At 35.2% G+C, this 17458-nt stretch carries 19 protein-coding genes and 2 pseudogenes; 9 read left to right on the forward strand and 12 right to left on the reverse strand.

Annotation, left to right across the window (positions count from 1 at the left end; all coding sequences use genetic code 11):
- Nucleotides 1-6: 6 nt before the first annotated feature.
- Both AAIE21_RS13770 and AAIE21_RS13775 read right to left on the reverse strand, forming a co-directional pair.
- Nucleotides 7-1104: a DUF58 domain-containing protein gene (locus AAIE21_RS13770; RefSeq protein WP_343267293.1), complete on the reverse strand. Its 1098-nt coding sequence runs from the start codon at nucleotides 1102-1104 to the stop codon at nucleotides 7-9.
- On the reverse strand, nucleotides 1101-2030 hold the full coding sequence (locus tag AAIE21_RS13775; RefSeq protein ID WP_343267294.1) for an AAA family ATPase: 930 nt from the start codon (nucleotides 2028-2030) through the stop codon (nucleotides 1101-1103). Before AAIE21_RS13775 ends, AAIE21_RS13770 begins: the two co-directional genes overlap by 4 nt.
- Nucleotides 2031-2841: 811 nt before the next feature.
- Between AAIE21_RS13775 and AAIE21_RS13780 the strand changes: the two genes are divergently transcribed.
- A complete protein-coding gene (locus tag AAIE21_RS13780) occupies nucleotides 2842-3858 on the forward strand; it encodes an acyltransferase family protein (protein WP_343267295.1) in 1017 nt (338 codons plus the stop codon).
- 279 nt (nucleotides 3859-4137) lie between these two features.
- On the opposite strand, the gene AAIE21_RS13785 is transcribed toward AAIE21_RS13780, so the two are convergent.
- A complete protein-coding gene (locus AAIE21_RS13785; RefSeq protein ID WP_343267296.1) occupies nucleotides 4138-4665 on the reverse strand; it encodes a hypothetical protein in 528 nt (175 codons plus the stop codon).
- 260 nt (nucleotides 4666-4925) lie between these two features.
- Between AAIE21_RS13785 and AAIE21_RS13790 the strand changes: the two genes are divergently transcribed.
- A complete protein-coding gene (locus AAIE21_RS13790; protein WP_343267297.1) occupies nucleotides 4926-5099 on the forward strand; it encodes a hypothetical protein in 174 nt (57 codons plus the stop codon).
- A gap of 378 nt (nucleotides 5100-5477) precedes the next feature.
- Entirely contained in the window at nucleotides 5478-5876 is a 399-nt protein-coding gene (locus AAIE21_RS13795; protein WP_343267298.1) for a DUF2871 family protein, read from the forward strand.
- A 107-nt stretch (nucleotides 5877-5983) separates the two neighbouring features.
- Here AAIE21_RS13795 and arsC read toward each other — a convergent pair whose 3' ends face one another.
- The 8 genes from arsC to AAIE21_RS13835 all read right to left on the reverse strand — a co-directional run bounded on the left by arsC (nucleotide 5984) and on the right by AAIE21_RS13835 (nucleotide 11617).
- Nucleotides 5984-6388: an arsenate reductase (thioredoxin) gene (arsC, locus tag AAIE21_RS13800; RefSeq protein ID WP_343267299.1), complete on the reverse strand. Its 405-nt coding sequence runs from the start codon at nucleotides 6386-6388 to the stop codon at nucleotides 5984-5986.
- Between the two features lie 16 nt (nucleotides 6389-6404).
- Nucleotides 6405-7442: an ACR3 family arsenite efflux transporter gene (arsB, locus tag AAIE21_RS13805; protein WP_343267300.1), complete on the reverse strand. Its 1038-nt coding sequence runs from the start codon at nucleotides 7440-7442 to the stop codon at nucleotides 6405-6407.
- A gap of 18 nt (nucleotides 7443-7460) precedes the next feature.
- Nucleotides 7461-7883: an ArsI/CadI family heavy metal resistance metalloenzyme gene (locus AAIE21_RS13810; protein ID WP_343267301.1), complete on the reverse strand. Its 423-nt coding sequence runs from the start codon at nucleotides 7881-7883 to the stop codon at nucleotides 7461-7463.
- A 60-nt stretch (nucleotides 7884-7943) separates the two neighbouring features.
- Nucleotides 7944-8249: an ArsR/SmtB family transcription factor gene (locus AAIE21_RS13815; protein WP_343267302.1), complete on the reverse strand. Its 306-nt coding sequence runs from the start codon at nucleotides 8247-8249 to the stop codon at nucleotides 7944-7946.
- A gap of 272 nt (nucleotides 8250-8521) precedes the next feature.
- Nucleotides 8522-9721, reverse strand: a complete 1200-nt coding sequence (locus tag AAIE21_RS13820; RefSeq protein WP_343267303.1) for a multidrug effflux MFS transporter — start codon at nucleotides 9719-9721, stop codon at nucleotides 8522-8524.
- Between the two features lie 471 nt (nucleotides 9722-10192).
- Nucleotides 10193-10453 (reverse strand): YuzF family protein, encoded by a 261-nt coding sequence (locus AAIE21_RS13825; protein ID WP_343267304.1) that lies wholly within the window; start codon nucleotides 10451-10453, stop codon nucleotides 10193-10195.
- A gap of 135 nt (nucleotides 10454-10588) precedes the next feature.
- Entirely contained in the window at nucleotides 10589-11251 is a 663-nt protein-coding gene (gene bshB2, locus AAIE21_RS13830) for a bacillithiol biosynthesis deacetylase BshB2 (protein WP_343267305.1), read from the reverse strand.
- Between the two features lie 15 nt (nucleotides 11252-11266).
- Nucleotides 11267-11617, reverse strand: a complete 351-nt coding sequence (locus AAIE21_RS13835) for a YojF family protein (protein WP_000407035.1) — start codon at nucleotides 11615-11617, stop codon at nucleotides 11267-11269.
- Between the two features lie 245 nt (nucleotides 11618-11862).
- Here AAIE21_RS13835 and AAIE21_RS13840 point away from each other — a divergent pair, with 245 nt between their 5' ends.
- Nucleotides 11863-13188: an ArsB/NhaD family transporter gene (locus tag AAIE21_RS13840; RefSeq protein WP_343267306.1), complete on the forward strand. Its 1326-nt coding sequence runs from the start codon at nucleotides 11863-11865 to the stop codon at nucleotides 13186-13188.
- Nucleotides 13189-13223: 35 nt separating this feature from the next.
- Here the strand turns inward: AAIE21_RS13840 and AAIE21_RS13845 are convergent, their stop codons facing one another.
- A complete protein-coding gene (locus AAIE21_RS13845) occupies nucleotides 13224-13451 on the reverse strand; it encodes a coiled-coil domain-containing protein (protein ID WP_343267307.1) in 228 nt (75 codons plus the stop codon).
- 313 nt (nucleotides 13452-13764) lie between these two features.
- Here AAIE21_RS13845 and AAIE21_RS13850 point away from each other — a divergent pair, with 313 nt between their 5' ends.
- From AAIE21_RS13850 to AAIE21_RS29615, 5 genes and pseudogenes are all read left to right on the forward strand, one after another.
- Complete coding sequence (locus tag AAIE21_RS13850; protein WP_343267308.1) at nucleotides 13765-14409, forward strand: YczE/YyaS/YitT family protein; 645 nt, start codon at nucleotides 13765-13767, stop codon at nucleotides 14407-14409.
- Nucleotides 14410-14549: 140 nt separating this feature from the next.
- Nucleotides 14550-14693, forward strand: a pseudogene (locus AAIE21_RS13855) (zinc ribbon domain-containing protein); the annotation flags it as partial.
- A 90-nt stretch (nucleotides 14694-14783) separates the two neighbouring features.
- The gene (locus AAIE21_RS13860; protein ID WP_343267319.1) at nucleotides 14784-15356 is read left to right on the forward strand and encodes a YybS family protein; all 573 of its coding nucleotides are present in this window, start codon (nucleotides 14784-14786) and stop codon (nucleotides 15354-15356) included.
- A gap of 189 nt (nucleotides 15357-15545) precedes the next feature.
- Complete coding sequence (locus AAIE21_RS13865; RefSeq protein ID WP_343267309.1) at nucleotides 15546-16961, forward strand: PQQ-dependent sugar dehydrogenase; 1416 nt, start codon at nucleotides 15546-15548, stop codon at nucleotides 16959-16961.
- 270 nt (nucleotides 16962-17231) lie between these two features.
- Nucleotides 17232-17348, forward strand: a pseudogene (locus AAIE21_RS29615) (IS6 family transposase); the annotation flags it as partial.
- Between the last annotated feature and the right edge of the window lie 110 nt (nucleotides 17349-17458).

Below are 17458 nucleotides of genomic sequence, written 5' to 3' on the forward strand. Positions count from 1 at the left end.
CTCCCTTTACTTCACAATTTGTATCCACCCTTTTTGTTTTTCGGGTGGATATCCAATAATTAACGGAATACATCCTGCTTCTTGTCTGCGAAATCCTGTTTGATAAAAGAAATGAGTATTTAGCGGTGTATCTTTTTCAGTTAACGAGGACAAGAGATCCATTGCTTTATAAAGTTGTTTTCGGTGTTTTCCTCCTTTTAAATGAATCACACCTTGTTCACGTACGCCATTTATCCATAGTTCAAACGAGCAGTCTTGCGAAATTAACTCTCGGCATACCCCAGCAGCTACTTGAATTAAATATTCCATATCTGTACGAAGTGTATATCCCGTTTTACCTAATAGATTTACATATAGTGCATACCGATCGCCTTGTGTATATTCATACTTTTTCGCACTAATCACTCCAGTTTTCGCAGTTGCACCCCAATGAATAGAACGAAAAGATTCTCCTTCATACGCTTTCACACCTACTATTTTCGTTTCATCATATAACGGAGAAACAGCCGCTCTTCGAAATCCGTGTTTCCATGTTGTCATTTCTGGTATTGTTACTTTCGACATTTGCGGAAGAATATGAAATGCAGGGAGTTTCTTTTGCTCAATAGGCAAGTAATAAGTTATAAGACTGAATGGATCTGATAGCATAAGTTCCGCAGCTTGCCAACCTTGTCTTCCTCTTTCATTTGCATTTCCCTCTAGCGTAATTGTTATCATATCTCTTCCTTCTAATTGAAGAGGGATTTGATAAGAGTGATTCGAACGCTGCATCTTCTGATCCGTTTCCCACTCCATTTGTTCATTAGAGCGAAACTGAAGAGTCGCTTTAAAAATTGGAAAACGTGCCTCATTTATAATTTGCACGACGCATTCTCCTCTTTCTTTCATAAATAGTCTCTTTTGATTTTGGGAGATATCCCATTTCACTCTCATCACTGCTTTCATATACATGTGCAAAAATCCAACTAACAACAAATAAAACAAAAAGATAGCCACAATGAAAAATTGATTGGTAAATACGACAAGTATAAGACAAATAACACTGATTCCCCCTATAAAGAACGGTTCCAACAACGGATGCTTCCTTTTTATAATCTCATTCATACGCTTTCCACAGGCACTGCAAGTTTTTCTAAAATCCCATGCAGTACATCTACTTTAGTTGTTTTCATATCCCCCTCAATTGTTAACGTTAAGCGATGAGCGCAAACCGGCGCTGCCAAAGCTTTCAAATCATCAGGAGTTACATATTCCCGCCCATTTAATAAAGCCCTTGCTTGAGTTGCTCTCATAAAAGCTAATGATCCACGCGGACTCACCCCAATTTCTACTAAATCATGTTTCCGCGTCGCTTCTACAATATCAAGCAAATATTCTTCCACTTCATCATGTATATGAATTTTTTTTGATTGCTCTTGCAACTCCAATATGTCAGAGAGAGTTACAACACTTTGCAGGTCATTAAATGGATTATTTTCTTTAAAGCGTTTTAACATTTCTTTTTCATACTTACGATTTGGATACCCTTGGCGAATCGTTAATAAAAAACGATCTAACTGCGCATCTGGAAGCGCAAATGTTCCTGCTGACTCTAATGGATTTTGTGTAGCTAACACAATAAATGGATTTGACAATGCATGCGTGACTCCCGCAATTGTTACGGTACGTTCTTCCATTACCTCTAGCAACGCTGATTGTGTCCGTGGAACGGCTCTGTTAATTTCATCTACTAAAACAAGATTTGCAAAAATAGGTCCTTTCCTTGTTTTAAAATCACTCTCTTTCATATCAAAATATTCTAATCCTACTACATCACCAGGCAACGTATCAGAGGTGAACTGTATACGTTGAAACGCTCCATCAATACTTTTCGCAAGCGTTTTGGCTAATGTTGTTTTCCCCGTTCCTGGCACATCTTCTAATAAAACATGTCCGTTTGCGACTAGCGCAATCATTGCCAAATCAATTACTTCTTCCTTTCCTACAATGACTTTCGAAACATTTTCTTTAATTTTCTCTAATATAGACATATTTTGTATCCACCTTAGTTATTTGACTTTTCTGATATTTTAACACGATAACCTTTTTCTATAAACTGGAAAATCATTTTCTTCAACCACACTTCACATCTTCTCTTTTCTATGTTTAAAAAACTTTTTGCACAAAAGAAATACACCGGGAATCTAGCGAATAAATGATAAGTTTCATCTATATAATCAAAGGCTGAAATTTTGTAATGTTTCTACCTTTCATCTCAATGGTATAAAGTGAAACTTCCATCAGTGGGGGGCTTCATCCCCCACTGATGGTTAGCCCTCACTAATCGGGCTTTTACGGGCAGTTATCTCCCACCTATCTTCCTTGTTTCTCTCTGAATATTAAGGTGGGGGTCTTACTGCCCTAAAATAGTGGTATAAAAATACTAAACCTTTTCACAACACGATAACTTTCTATAAAGCTGAATATGTAAAATGTCTTTTTTCAAATAAAAAGTGTCGCTATAATTAGCGGCACCAATCCCCATTTGTAGTCATGCTGGGTTTCAAAATAAAGTACTGACTATATTTGCATTGGACACAAGCAAAGCGAATTTTGAAGTCGGGGTCTTATCGTCCTAAAATAGCGGGGTAAAGTGTATCATTGCATTACAAAACCACATTTTATTTCTTTGAATGTGTAAATACAGATACATTTTTCTCTTTCTATTACATTACAAAATTATTATTTCATTACCAGTGTTTCTATTTCCTTACTAACATTTTAAAGCCTAATAACATATTGGAAAAGTTGCTTTCCTTCCTTTTAAAATAGATGTTGGTATTGCAGCCAGGAGGTGAAAGCATGATAAATAAACAACGTGAATTGTGGCTTGATTCAGCAAAAGGATTTGCAATGATTCTTGTTGTTGCAGGACATGCTTACAATCATAACAACCTTATAACCTATATCTATTGGTTTCATATGCCTGCCTTTTTTTTGTTTAGCGGTTATGTATCTAAGCCGGTAAAGCGGTGGTCACAAATCGGACCTTATCTAAAAAGAAGAGCACATAGCCTTCTCATTCCTTATATAACGTACTTAGGTCTCTTCACAATCATTCGCTATGCAGAAGAACTGATACAAGGGAATGTTTCTTTAAGTTGGTATATAGAAGACATTGGAAACGTCCTGTTTGGTGGAAGATTTATTACAAGCTATTACGGAGTATTTTGGTTTGTAACCTGTCTGTTCTTTACACAAGTATTATTCCTTGTTATATTTCTTATTTTTAAAAGAACAAAAACCCGCTTGTTGTTTATTATACTCTTATATATAGTGTCTCATATTGAAGGAAGTTATATCGGTACATTGGGTGGCTTAGAACCTTCCCTACATGTATGGATCCCTTGGAATATAGATGTATCTATGCTCGCTCTTGTATATTATAGTATAGGGTATTATATGAAACCATATGTACAACAAATCCCTTCTATACTTACAGGGCTCTGTATCCTATTGATAATTGGATTTATTACGATTCAGGAAATGAATCTGCTGGATTACCATTTAAGTATGAAGTATGTATCATATGAACACTATGGATTGGATATAGTAATTCCGCTGGTAATGACCATAGCATATTGCGGGATATTCCAGCTCATGAAATCTGTAAAAATCCTATCACTTTTTTCTCTTATTAACAAAAAAAGCATGGCTATCATGTATATGCACATAGGAGTTAATAAAATCCTTCTTCAATTTATGGATTACGGAAATATAATTTATACAATTGTAGGAGTAATAGTACCCCTATTTATTACCATATTTATTCTAGAGAAGAGATATACAGTTAGGAATCTCTTCTATGCAAAGGCGTAGTGAATTAAGACGATCTAGAGGGATGAGATCAGGAAACCGTAAAAACAACCGCTGCAGCGTTGAAGTGCCCCTCTAAATTTAGGTAACTTCATTAGGCCACTTTTTTGGCATAGGCTCGGTATTGTACCGGGCTCACCCTTTTTAATTCTACCCTAATTTTTTTATGATTATAGAATTAGGTTCTGTGTTTCATTTGTATAATATAAGATTATATAAATGAAACATAAATAGTATATATAACTCTTTAAACAACAAAAGATGTCTAAATTAGACATCTTTTCATTTAGATACTAGATTATCAAGTTTCCAATGGATATCTCCAAATGGATCAAGCTTACTATCCATATATAGATACATGTTATTGAAATCCTTTGGTGGATTTTCCGTCTTAAATGAAACGTCAAAAGTTAAAGAGTAGCCAGCTGGAACACTTTTGAATTTCTCTTCGTACATAGGCATAACTTGGCCTTCGTATTTTTTTTCCGTCTTTTCATCTTTAACAAAATACTGTATTTCTGAAAGATCAATTACTTTTTCATCAGTCCGAGCATTATTAATCGTAACACGAGCTACAATACGCCCTATTCCATCTACTTTTTCATATTTTGCATTTTCAACTGTTGCTCTGTAGTACCCACCTTTTGCAATTTCTCCATATAGTAGTGCATCCTTCTCCATTTTGTTCTCTTCAGACACTTCTTTTGATTGAGTAGTTACTTCTTGCTTTGTTGTAGTTTGTTCACTACAAGCTACCGTTAAACTTGTAAGTAAAAATGCTGTACATGTTACTTTTAGTAAAGATTTCATAGAACTCCCTTTCCCTATCCAAAAAATTAAAACACAGGAATAATTTTACTCCAAGAGATAGATGGAAAGGAAGACTTTTTAGGGAATTTGTTTTTATTCCTAGAACGCTGGTTATGTCAATGAAAAGTTCCTTAAGTAATTCTAATGTACTCTTTGTAAATGACTAGCCAAGCGTTCAGAAACAAGAATGGTATAAACCTTCACAATAGAGAAATAATACCAGTATAAAGTAACTATCAATTTAAGGAGGAAAAATGCATATGTCTACTCATAAGCCAAATCGTTCCAAAAAAGAATTAACACCCCAAAAAAACCAACACACAAATGAGTTGAACGCCACGGAAGATGTAAGCATGCAGGATGGCGATGGCATCTCAATTTACTGGGGCGATGAATGGAATGTAGAAAAGGGAGAAAAGAAACAAGAAAAATAAGGGGATATTATATAAAGTGAAACTTTAATCAGTGGAGGATTTCTTCGTCCTCCACTGATTCTCAGCCTTCACCAATCAGGCTTTTCCGGGCAGTAATACTCCTGCAAATAGCCACCGGTTTCAAATGCTTCAAACAGGTAGACATCCACCTCATTTTATATAAATCCGTTTTTCATACACTCTCTTTGTTCACATAAATTTCAATTATTCCATATAATTAAATACCCTATAATTATGATAAAATAATTATAAACCTGTTATAACAAAGACTCCTGGAAAACTAGGAGTCTTTGTTATGTGACTACCATGATTTGAAAATACAATAAAAATTTACGAATCAAAAATCAACATTACAGATTCTACATCAGGAGGGATATAATGAAAAAATTATATTATGCATCATTCGTATATTTAATAATCGGTTTATTATCAGGTGTATTCGCTAGGGAATATGCAAAATCAAAGGGTATTCTAGGATCTACGTTGCTAAATCTTTTACATACGCATACACTCGTACTTGGGTTTTTATTCTTTTTAATTGCCTTGGCACTGGCAAAAGCATTTTCATTCCATAAAGTGAAGGGGTTTAATACGTGGTTCATCGTCCATAATATTGGATTAATTTTAACTCTTTCTTCACTAGCAACTCGAGGACTTCTTCAACTAAATGGGGCTGATTTCAAAGGATTAACCTATATCATCGGAATCTCTCATTCTCTCATTGGTCTTACCCTAGTTTGGTTTATGATTCTATTAAAAAAATCATTCAAAATATAGCGTGTAACAAACAGCAACAAAAGCAAAAAATAGAAAGAGGCTGTATGAAAATGTCGTTAAAAACAACTTTTTCGAGTAGCCTCTTTTCTATAATGACATAATAGTAATTATTCCCCTGTTTCAGCAAACTTCTTAATGCGTTCACCAATTTGATCACGTACTCTTTGGAATACAAACCACTCTTGACCTGCTGGATCATCAAATCCCCAGTGAACACGTTTTACGTGTGGTGGTGTAGTTGGACATACATCATTTGCATGACCGCAAAGTGTAACAACAAGATCCGCTTTATTTAAAATGTCGCGATCAATAACATCAGATGTTTGATTCGTAATATCGATTTCTACTTCTTTCATCGCTTTAATCGCATTTGGATTTACGCCATGTGCTTCGATTCCTGCAGAATATACATTCCATTTGTCACCTAAATATTTCTTTCCAAATCCTTCAGCAATTTGACTGCGGCAAGAGTTACCTGTGCATAAGAAGTAAATTGTTTTTTTGTTTTCCATGTGAATTCCACCTTTATTATGATTGTTTTTGAAAGTATTTTTTCTGAAACCATAGTGCTACATTTACAAGTGCTATCATAACGGGCACCTCAACTAAAGGCCCAATAACCGCCGCAAATGCTGCTCCAGATTGAATTCCAAATACCCCTACAGCTACAGCGATTGCTAATTCAAAGTTATTACTTCCAGCTGTAAACGCTAATGTTGTTGTTACCCCATAACTTGCACCAATCTTCTTACCCATAAAGAAAGAAACAAAGAACATCAATACAAAATAAATGAGCAATGGAATCGCGATACGTACAACATCGAATGGTACACTAACAATGACTTCACCTTTTAATGAGAACATCACAATGATTGTAAATAATAATGCGATTAATGTAATTGGACTAATCTTTGGTATGAATACTTTTTCATACCACTCTCTACCTTTTACTTTTACAAAAATCAAGCGCGTTAGCATGCCAGCAATGAACGGAATTCCTAAGTAAATAAAGACTGATTTTGCAACCTCTGCCATTGTAATGTCTACAACAGCCCCCTCAATTCCTAACCATTCTGGAATGACTGTCACAAACATATACGCATACACTGAGAAAAATAACATTTGAAATACAGAATTAAAAGCGACTAATCCTGCCGCATACTCTGTATCACCTTTTGCTAAGTCATTCCAAACGATAACCATCGCAATACAACGCGCTAAACCGATCATGATGAGTCCTACCATATATTCCGGCTTATCCTGTAAAAATATAATAGCTAAAGCAAACATGAGAATTGGCCCAATAATCCAGTTTTGTACGAGTGATAAGATGAGTACCTTTACATCTTTAAAAACACGTCCCATCTCTTCATAACGGACTTTTGCAAGTGGCGGATACATCATTAAAATTAATCCAATTGCAAGGGGAATAGAGGTTGTTCCCACCTGTATACGATTCATTCCATCCACAAATCCAGGTGATAGATACCCGATTCCAATTCCCACTATCATCGCCACAAAAATCCAAAGGGTTAAATATCGATCTAAAAATGATAATCGTTTCATGTTATTCTCCTTTTCGTTTTAGCAACATGAAGTTGAATCTACACAACAACTAGACGTTTCTACTTTGTGAACTTCACTATCAGCCTTCGTATAGAAAAACTCCCACTCATTCCCATCAGGATCTGTCACCCAAAATTTATCTTGCACAGCATAGCAACAAGTTGTATCCATTTCCTCACGAGCAAAGAACCCTTCTTTTTCTAAACGCTCTTTATTCATGATGATTTCTTCTTGATTCTCTACTTGGAAACCAAAATGATTGACCTGGCTTCCTTTTACTTCATCTCTTACATTTAAAGTGAAATTTAGTGCTGGACTTTCTAATAGAAACTTTGCGTAATCTTCTTTTACTTTTACTGGTGTTACTCCAAATACCTTACTGTAAAACTCAATTGACTTTTCCAAATTCGTCACATTGATCCCCACATGTACATATTGCATATCCTCTTCCTCCCTTAATTTTATTAATCAATTTTTTTTGATTTATATAGTACAAAAAACTCAGCAGCAACTACCTCTGCCAGTTTTTCGGAACACACAACAAAGTTCTTCCGCCAACAAATGATTCACTTCTTCATCATTTAAATCATAATAACTCCATGTCCCCTTTGTTTCTTTTACAATTAAATTCGCATCAAGTAATATTTTTAAATGATACGACAGTTTAGATTGCGAAATGCCAAATACCTCTGTTAAATCACACACACATGTCTGTCCGCGCTGACATAATTCATACATAATCTCTAACCTTTTTGTGTCTGCAAGAGCTTTAAATTTCTTTTCAAATTGTCCAAAGTTTTCTTTCATACTTCCACTCCTTTCATCAATTTTTTTTGATATTTATATTATATGCACTGTTTCATTATAAATCAAACAAATAAATCAAAAAAAATTGATTTATTTGTTTGTTACATGAATACTAAATACTAGTCTTAAAGGGGAAGGATGTTCAAAACTACTCCTTTCCCTTTTTTTAATCTTTTCCTAACAATGTGAATTCATAATTTCACACAAAGCAAAAAAAGAGTCCCATTTCATCTATGGGACTCCTTTCGCCTTATATATTTGTAGTTTTATATTTAAGCAGATTTTTTAATCTTATTATTATAAATAAACATTCGACTTAGCACCGTCATCACAATTACAAGTAGAAGAAAATATACAGGCATAACAAGTAAAGAACCTGTATGCAACTGACTCATCCCCCATATCGTAATTGTAACAATTACATAATATCCTAAACTAAATATAGCACCTGCTGTTCCAATCACATCTTGAAAATCTACTAATGCTAGACTTAAACAATTCGGCAAAGCAATGCCTATTCCTAAAAGCAATATAAATAGAGCTATAAGGAAAAGACTCATATATATCATATTTGCACTCGTTCCAGTAAGAGCAACAATAGATAAAATAGTAGCTCCTCCCATCATTACGATGCAACCTTTATAAATAATCTTTTCTGGTTGATAAGCTAAAAGTAACCGTTTTGAAATTTGCGCTCCAATAACGGAAGCGAAAGCTACCACTATACCTAAAAATCCAAATACACCAGGCGATAGCTTAAAATACTCAATAAAGATGAACGGTGCTTCAGCATAATAGCTAAATAATATACCGTTTGTTCCCCCAATAAGTACTCCAAATGTCATCACTTTTGAATCACGTATCATTCGCTTTATTACAGCAAAAATATTGATTCTATTTGTTGTTACATTTGTTCGAGTTTCTGGTAATGTTATAAATGTACATAATAATATCCCAACACTCATAACAACTAAAGTAAGAAAAACACTTCTAAATCCAAATATTTGATCAATCCAGCCACCGATTAATGGGCCAATAGCTGGTGTGAATGCAATAACTGCTGAAATTTGTGCAAACATGACATGGCGTTTATGCCCATCTACACTTTCACGAAGAATGGTTTGTGTAACAACTGAACCTGTACTCGCTCCAAATGCTTGTACAAAACGACTAAGTAGCAATAATTCAATTGAACTTGCTAAGTAACATAATACACTACCTAAACCATACGTTACAATTCCCCAGATCATTGCAGGACGACGCCCGATTATATCAGAAAGCCATCCCCAGCAAAATACCCCTAAAGCAAAGCCGGCAAAATAAATACTTAGAGTTAACTGCACGGCATTATTACTGACATGCAACGCTTTCGAAATATCTGGTAAAGATGGTGTGTAAATTGTTTCACTAATTTGTGGGAATGCCACAAGAATAATCATTAACCATAATGATGGTACTGAGACTTTTTTCATTTTCTAATACCCTCCTATAACTTAGAAAATCTCAGATAGTTAGAGCTTTTCTTCGCTACGGAACTGGAGGGGCCATTATCGAAATACGATCATAAAACAACAAAACAAACACCTCGATTGTGTCATGTTAATACCTATAGGAGGGTATGAATTAACATTTATTTTCATTACTTCTCTTTACAAAGATTAACATATATTATAAGTCTTTGTATATAAAGAACCTACTAGTTAAATAGTAGGTTCTTAGCTTCATTCTCGTAATTTGTCTCTATATATCATTTTAATTTTTCGACATATAAGTCACGGTTATGAAAATAAAAGAAGGTCTTCACTCATTATCTCCTTCTGTTTTCACATGGCATGGGGCGAAAAAAGGAACTGACCACTTCTACCCATGAGCGGATCCTCTCTCCCACCTAAAAAGAATGGTATATGTCGGTTTTTCAATCCGTATTTATATACAAAACACCTTTACTTTTCAGGCTTAAACCACACAATTTGCTGCACTCGAACAAACGTAGGTATTTCTTTTTCCTCTAATACAATATGATCTGGCTTTACACTTCTTAGTGTCCCATTTACACTGCCACGAATTGTTTCCACTACAATTCTTTTTCCAACTATAGATTGCAATGTTTGTACAACATATGGATCAACAAATGCAACCACATCACCGCTTATCTCATAACCATCTCGAAAATAACCGAACACATCTTCATATGAATAATACATAGTTGCCCCCTCTTTTCAAGATTTGCTGTAGTGTATGTGGTATGCATGCAGGAAGTGCCTATCTAACAGAAAAAACGACGCCACAATGTGACATCGCTTTTGTATGTAAGGAAGACTAGAAGAATTTCTTCTAACCTACTCCCATTTATAAGTCCAAAATTGTTCAATTTGTAACCATTTTAATGTTGCAGCATCTTTGTTTTGCAGTTTTACTTCTGTTTCTTCTAACATCGCTTCTGTTTGTGAACGATGCGCACGTAAAGCCGCTATTTTTTGTTCAAATGCTTCACTAATGTTGTTAACAACATCTGGTTCCCCTAATACTTCTTCACGATTTTTTGTAATCGCAACTGCATGGATGACCGGACGTGTTTCTTTTGGCATACGCGATACTGCACGAACTACAGCACGACCAAATGCATCATGGTCTGGATGAACACCGTGCTCTGGATAGAATGTAATAATTCGTGATGGCTGCACATCGCGAATGACCGTTTCAATTTTATCTGCTACAAAGTCGACATCTTCAAATTCTAATGTTTTATCGTGAAAACCAAGCATTCTTAAATCTTCAATGCCCATCGCTTCGCACGCATCTTTTAATTCCTTTTCACGGATATTCGGAATCGTTTCACGGTTCGCAAACACATTCTTGCCCATATTACGTCCCATTTGTCCAAGCGTTCCGCACGCATATGTTACAGGTACTCCCTGTTTTCTTAATAAACTAATTGTTCCTCCCGCCGCAAATGATTCGTCATCTGGATGCGGAAATACAACAAGTACATGTCTTTCCATACGTTTCCCTCCTTCTTATTTAAATGGTGTTAAGCTTAACTCAAGTGCTACGGCTAAACGACCTTTATTGTCATGTCCCGCTAGTAATAAACGATCTTGCTCGTCTACTTCCCAATGCGTAATACCTTCTGCATATACCCAACCATGATCCATTTTAAGACCAACTCGGTATGGATTTGTTCCTGTTATTTTCCCGCGTTCAAAACGAATGATTGCATTTCGAATGAATGCTCCGACTGTCATCATTTTTTCATTAAAATGTGAAGCATACGCTCCATTTGTCGTTTCTAAATGAATATATACATCTTTATTTACAAAACGTTCGATTTCATGTTGAATAACAGCACTATCTTTTACTATTTCCATCGGATTTCACCTCTTTAAACCATTTTACGCAAAAATAATGTAAATTGCTATCTCTATATTAGAGGACAAAGCTCGCTTTGCATAATAATTTGCATTTTGTTTTTTATTTTTATATAGTATGTGAAATTTAATACTCTTTTCATTTTTGCATATCGTTTTCTTTCTCGTACTGAATTTGCTACAATAATGGTTATGCGGAGGGTAATTTTCGACAATTTAATACATATTTTAAAGAAGGTGACATGTTGGAACATTCAGCACATGAAGTAGCAAATTGGCAATATTACTTTGCGATCGCCGTATTTTTAGTAACATACGGATTTATTATTTCTGAAAAATTGAACCGTGCTGTAATTGCACTGTTCGGTGCTGCTATGATGATTATTTTTGGCATTGTAGACTTACATACTGCCTTTACATCGCATATCCAATGGGAAACGATAACCCTTTTAATTGGAATGATGATTCTTGTACATATTACGAGTCAATCTGGTGTATTTGAATATGTGGCCATAAAAGCAGCAAAAGCAGCCGGCGGAAAACCTATTCGAATTTTATTATTTCTATCCCTATTAACCGCAGTCGGTTCTGCATTTTTAGATAACGTAACAACCGTTTTATTAATCGTTCCTGTTACACTATCGATTACACGAATTTTAAAGGTGCAACCTGTTCCCTATTTGATTTCGGAAGTATTATTTTCAAATATCGGTGGTACCGCAACGCTAATTGGAGATCCTCCAAACATCATGATTGGATCTGCTAATAAACACTTAGATTTTAATGCCTTTTTGCTCAATTTGGCACCAATTGTACTTATTATTTCCATTGTTACATTAGGCATTATTTATTTGATGTATCGTAAAAAATTAAAAACAACATCTGAACAAATTACAAAACTTATGGCTTTAAATGAAAAGGACTATATTCGTGACCGAAGCTTACTCCTAAAATCTCTTTCCATTTTAGGTTTGACAATTCTCGGGTTTGTTCTTCATTCGATTATTCATGTAGATGCCGCAGTTATCGCGATGACTGGCGCAACACTTCTCATGTTGATTGGTGTGAAACAACATGAATTAGAAGATGTATTTGCTCATGTAGAATGGGTAACGATTTTCTTCTTTGCTGGATTATTTGTTCTTGTTGGCGGTTTAATTGATATCGGACTTATTTCATCACTTGCAAAAGAAGTGATCTATGTAACAAATGGTGATATCGGTTTTGCAGCGATTCTTATCTTATGGGTATCAGGTGTGGCATCAGCTACTATTGATAATATTCCATTTGTCGCAACGATGATTCCGCTTATTCAAGATTTAGCATCAGGACTTGGACTTTCTGTTGATTCTCCTCAAATTGAAGTACTATGGTGGGCGTTATCACTTGGCGCTTGCTTAGGAGGAAACGGAACACTTATTGGAGCATCAGCAAACGTAGTTGTTGCTGGGATTGCTAACCGCGAAGGACATGGATTTTCTTACCTTGATTTCTTAAAAATTGGTTTTCCGTTAACAATCATTGCATTATTATTATCACATGCTTATATATATTTACGTTATTTAATGTAAAAAGGTTTGCAGCGATATGCTGCAAACCTTTTTTGTCACCAAAATATCCCGATAATTGCCAGTGCCCCTAGAATCATACCGCCAATTTGTCCAACGATTGTCGGTGATAATTGAACCCCTTTTTTAACTTCAATAACTGGTCTTTCATGCCGAAGCTGTTGAACTTCACTTTGCAGTTGATGTACACTTCCATGTAATTCTTTTATAAGTTCTTTTAACTCTGCAACTTCTTCATTTACTGGTTTTGCTTTTTCTAAATTCATATGACATGACTCCTTATTTCAATCCATATGTTGTAAAATTTCGCCAGTCATTATTCTTTTTCCTGCAAATTATATGCATATTATTGAATATATTTATAGCATAGTTTTTACTCTCATCGAATTTATATATAGGGTTGCACCACACCCCCATTACGTTTAGTATTTCATCCCCATTAAAAAGCTTGTGCTCTCTCTTGGTTGAAGGCATAAAAGCTAAAAATCATTTATTTTCATATCAAAATACAAAACATTTGTATAACTAGATTCCCGCATGTAATATACGTAATGACATATAATATTAGGGGGATTAAAAATGGGGCTAACACTTTTTCGGTATTTTCTTTTTTTCTTAGGATTAACTTTCTTCGGGCTCGGCAATGCCATTGCAGTAAAGGTTAAATTTCTTGGCCTACATCCATGGGAAGTTCTGAATATGGCACTCTATCAGCGATTTGGATGGACCATTGGTACATGGAGTGTTATATGCGGCTTATTTCTTGTTCTTGTTTCCTTAGTAGTAGATCCGAAATATATAAACATAGGAACATTCTTAAACGCACTGCTAATCGGCCCTATTATGGATTTTTTCTTGAGGTTAGATATTCTTCCTCATGCCACACATTATTTGTGGATAAATCTTCTTATTTTACTTTCTGGAATTATAATTACAGGTATTGGCGGCGGTATGTATGTGGCTGCCGGAATTGGTGCAGGACCAAGGGATGGATTCATGCTTGCTATTTCTGATAAAACAGGATTATCTGTAAGCCGGGCTAGAATTATTGTGGAAAGCATTGTATTAGTAATTGGTTATATTCTAGGCGGTCCCGTTTTTATTGCGACATTCCTATACACTTTTATTCAGAGTCCAATATTCCAGCAATCATTCAAGATGTTTCAAATATTTTTATATACTTTAGAGAGGAAAAAGAAAGACAACGTTAGTGCAAATTTATAAATATATAAAAATTCTATTACAAAAATATAAGAGTCTATTTTGAAGTCTGTATCATCAAAATAGACTCTTATATTTTCCGACAGAAGACTCCTTCCTCAAAAATGTGAAGGTGTGAAACCCAAATTTCAGGTGGGAGATATATGCTAAAAAACCACAAGTTAGCCAAAGCAATAAGCGAAGTATCTTGGTCACAATTCAGGACAATGCTTGAATACAAAGCGAACTGGTATGGCAAAGAAATAGTTGTGGTATCTAAAACATTTGTTTCTAGTCAGTTATGTTCCAATTGATTACTAACAGGCAATACCGCATAAAGCGCAAGAGAATGAATAATATAGAAAGTGACGGATTGGATATTTTTTGGGGGTGTTTTCATCAATCGGTTTGTTCGTTATTGGTATCAATCGATGATAGAGACAGGTGCAAACTATGTTCATGTAAGAAAAATGGCCCTTGCAACCAAGTTAGTTATTACAGCTTTATTGAGTACAATTGCCACTATGTTTCAATCAGCGGGAGGCTTTATGCCTGGTATAGGCTTTCTAATTAGTTTTCTAGCGACATTACCAATTTTTTTAGCTACTTGCTTTTCTATCCGCCAGGGAATCCTTTCTTTTACCCTTACGATTTTCCTTTTATTTATTATTCAGCCGAGTGAACTAATTATCTTTCCCTTTACAACAGGTTTATTAGGTATAGCGATGGGTGTGGCCTTTTTACAATTGAAGAGAAGAATTGTGGTTGTTTCCTTTTCATCAATATGTCTACTTACGGGTATTATGATGATTCTATATGTATTCCGTTTTCCAGTGCTAGGCCCTACTGTTGATACAACCATGGATTTAAAGGTTATTGCAATAATATTTATATTGAGTTTTCTTTACTGCTGGATCTTCGCGGAGTTTTGTAGACTACTCATGAATAGATTGTGTCAGACATTTCCTTAACAGTTGAGTAATATAAACAGTTTGAAATTTCCATATATCCATCTTAATATCCACATAGAACCTACCAAAAACGTACCAATATTAAAAGGAAATTAATTTACCCAATTCCCCGGCCTTGATTTGATACTAATAGCACAGTTCTAATCATATTCTTATAAAAGAAAACAATTAGAGGGAGTGTAAAGTTAGTTGCTAAAAGTTAAGGTTAGTTTACGACCCATTGTAAGTAAGATAAATTTACCCACTGTTTTGAAAACAGCTATACTTCCGGGTGACTCAATTGAAAGATTATTTATTGCAACCCAGGTAGGAGAGATCTTTTACATAGGAAACGGGGTTTTAAGAACTTTTTTAGATATTCGTCCGCGAATCATAAAACTAGGTGATTCTGGTAGTGGATATGATGAACGGGGATTGCTAGGGCTAGCATTTCATCCAGAATTTTATTATAACGGTCTGTTTTATCTTCATTATTCAGTAGCTGGGACACAAGGTCCAGGAGCTTTTTCTGAATCTTTTAAGCCTAACCCGTGTGATCTCAAAACTTTAAACCTAAAGTGGATAAATAGAGAAACTCAATATGATCATATTGATACAGTTGAAGAATGGATGTTACAGTCGAATGGCCAACCTCAAAAACAACGGACATTACTTAACTTAAGAAGACCATTTTCTAATCATAATGGTTTCAATAGCTTAAACTTTTCACCTGAAACTGGAAAACTTGTTTTAACAACAGGGGATGGTGGTTCAGGCTATGATCCATTTAATTTAAGTCAGGATGATATGGAAATATCTGGTAAAATAATTGAAATTGATGTAGTTAAGAATACACTTATCTATAATCCACCTGTAGTCACACGTTTTAATGAACTTCCCGCACCTATTCAGGAAACGCTCACAGTAATTGCTAAAGGGGTTCGTAATATACCAGGCATTTCATTTCAAAGGTTTTATAATCAGTATATCAAATATGTGGGAAATGTCGGACAGGATTTGGTAGAGTCGATTTTTTCATTCGTTCATTATAAACCAATACCGGTTACACAGCTTATTCAAGCTTCATTAATGAACTCTAAACCTGACCAAGAAGGATTTATAAACTTTGGCTGGCGAGGGTGGGAAGGTGCTTTTCCTACTTCGGTTATAAGGGGCTGCTCTGCAAATCCGACTTTGGATGAGAAAACACTTGCTTATTATTATGAAGCAGTACAAACTTCAGTGAGGCGTCTTCAGCCTTTAACTAGTTATTTTCATAAAGATCCCCGACCCGATAAGTTTGGGGGAACTGCACTTACAGGAGTTCAGTCATATATGGGGAATGGAATCCCAAATTTAACGGGAAGCGTTGTATTTACCGATCTTGCCCGGTATGAAGAATCTCGGCCTCCGGTTAGAGGGGTTTTAGCTTATACAAAGGTAAGGACAGCTTGTAAACCAAATGACTTTAGTGTTATTGAAACCGATTATAATTTTGGGTCTCAACCAGCTTATTATGTTAATTTGGGAACGAATCTGGATCAAACCAGACTATATTTAGGGGTTTATGGCTCTATGAAAGTGACTGATTTTAACCAAGGTACTGTTTTTGAAATTGTTCCGTAATTAATAATTATAAAATTCGACGGCTAGAGTATTTGTCATACATTTATGACGATAAAGTTTGTTCAAAAATGCAGTTCTGAAAAGAAAAAAGTAAAAGATTAGTTTTACTGCGAATCTATTGAACTACCCCCACCTTCACTTCTTTTAGAAGAGGGGGTCTTCTCGGTTAAAATGATAGGCTGTGTTCGAGTCGATGAAGGGGCGCGAAATCATTTTTTCGTTATGGGGGAACTTAAGAAGCTTAGCTTGATGCCGATGGGGCGGCACCCCAATATACTTGGATTAAAATCATTGCAAACAGCTAAAAAAGTGATTGTTGGAATAGAAGTTATGCATATGATTAAAAAAGGACAAACTCTCCAAGGGGAGATGATATTATCCCCTTAAGGTAGACAGTGTAAAAAGACCATGAATAAACATGGATGTTACACTTTTACTTGGAGGGGATTTTATTATGGTTAAAAAAGGGGATAAATTTCAAACTTATTCAGATGAAT

The organism is Paenibacillus sp. 102, from assembly GCF_039549175.1.
Lineage (GTDB): Bacteria > Bacillota > Bacilli > Bacillales > Bacillaceae_G > Bacillus_A.

What these genes read in the sequence shown, in the direction of transcription:
- AAIE21_RS13770 (WP_343267293.1), bottom strand. Translation starts at nt 1,104, where the DNA reads ATGAATGAGATTATAAAAAGGAAGCATCCGTTGTTGGAACCGTTCTTT.
- AAIE21_RS13775 (WP_343267294.1), bottom strand. Translation starts at nt 2,030, where the DNA reads ATGTCTATATTAGAGAAAATTAAAGAAAATGTTTCGAAAGTCATTGTA.
- AAIE21_RS13780 (WP_343267295.1), top strand. Translation starts at nt 2,842, where the DNA reads ATGATAAATAAACAACGTGAATTGTGGCTTGATTCAGCAAAAGGATTT.
- AAIE21_RS13785 (WP_343267296.1), bottom strand. Translation starts at nt 4,665, where the DNA reads ATGAAATCTTTACTAAAAGTAACATGTACAGCATTTTTACTTACAAGT.
- AAIE21_RS13790 (WP_343267297.1), top strand. Translation starts at nt 4,926, where the DNA reads ATGTCTACTCATAAGCCAAATCGTTCCAAAAAAGAATTAACACCCCAA.
- AAIE21_RS13795 (WP_343267298.1), top strand. Translation starts at nt 5,478, where the DNA reads ATGAAAAAATTATATTATGCATCATTCGTATATTTAATAATCGGTTTA.
- arsC (WP_343267299.1), bottom strand. Translation starts at nt 6,388, where the DNA reads ATGGAAAACAAAAAAACAATTTACTTCTTATGCACAGGTAACTCTTGC.
- arsB (WP_343267300.1), bottom strand. Translation starts at nt 7,442, where the DNA reads ATGAAACGATTATCATTTTTAGATCGATATTTAACCCTTTGGATTTTT.
- AAIE21_RS13810 (WP_343267301.1), bottom strand. Translation starts at nt 7,883, where the DNA reads ATGCAATATGTACATGTGGGGATCAATGTGACGAATTTGGAAAAGTCA.
- AAIE21_RS13815 (WP_343267302.1), bottom strand. Translation starts at nt 8,249, where the DNA reads ATGAAAGAAAACTTTGGACAATTTGAAAAGAAATTTAAAGCTCTTGCA.
- AAIE21_RS13820 (WP_343267303.1), bottom strand. Translation starts at nt 9,721, where the DNA reads ATGAAAAAAGTCTCAGTACCATCATTATGGTTAATGATTATTCTTGTG.
- AAIE21_RS13825 (WP_343267304.1), bottom strand. Translation starts at nt 10,453, where the DNA reads ATGTATTATTCATATGAAGATGTGTTCGGTTATTTTCGAGATGGTTAT.
- bshB2 (WP_343267305.1), bottom strand. Translation starts at nt 11,251, where the DNA reads ATGGAAAGACATGTACTTGTTGTATTTCCGCATCCAGATGACGAATCA.
- AAIE21_RS13835 (WP_000407035.1), bottom strand. Translation starts at nt 11,617, where the DNA reads ATGGAAATAGTAAAAGATAGTGCTGTTATTCAACATGAAATCGAACGT.
- AAIE21_RS13845 (WP_343267307.1), bottom strand. Translation starts at nt 13,451, where the DNA reads ATGAATTTAGAAAAAGCAAAACCAGTAAATGAAGAAGTTGCAGAGTTA.
- AAIE21_RS13850 (WP_343267308.1), top strand. Translation starts at nt 13,765, where the DNA reads ATGGGGCTAACACTTTTTCGGTATTTTCTTTTTTTCTTAGGATTAACT.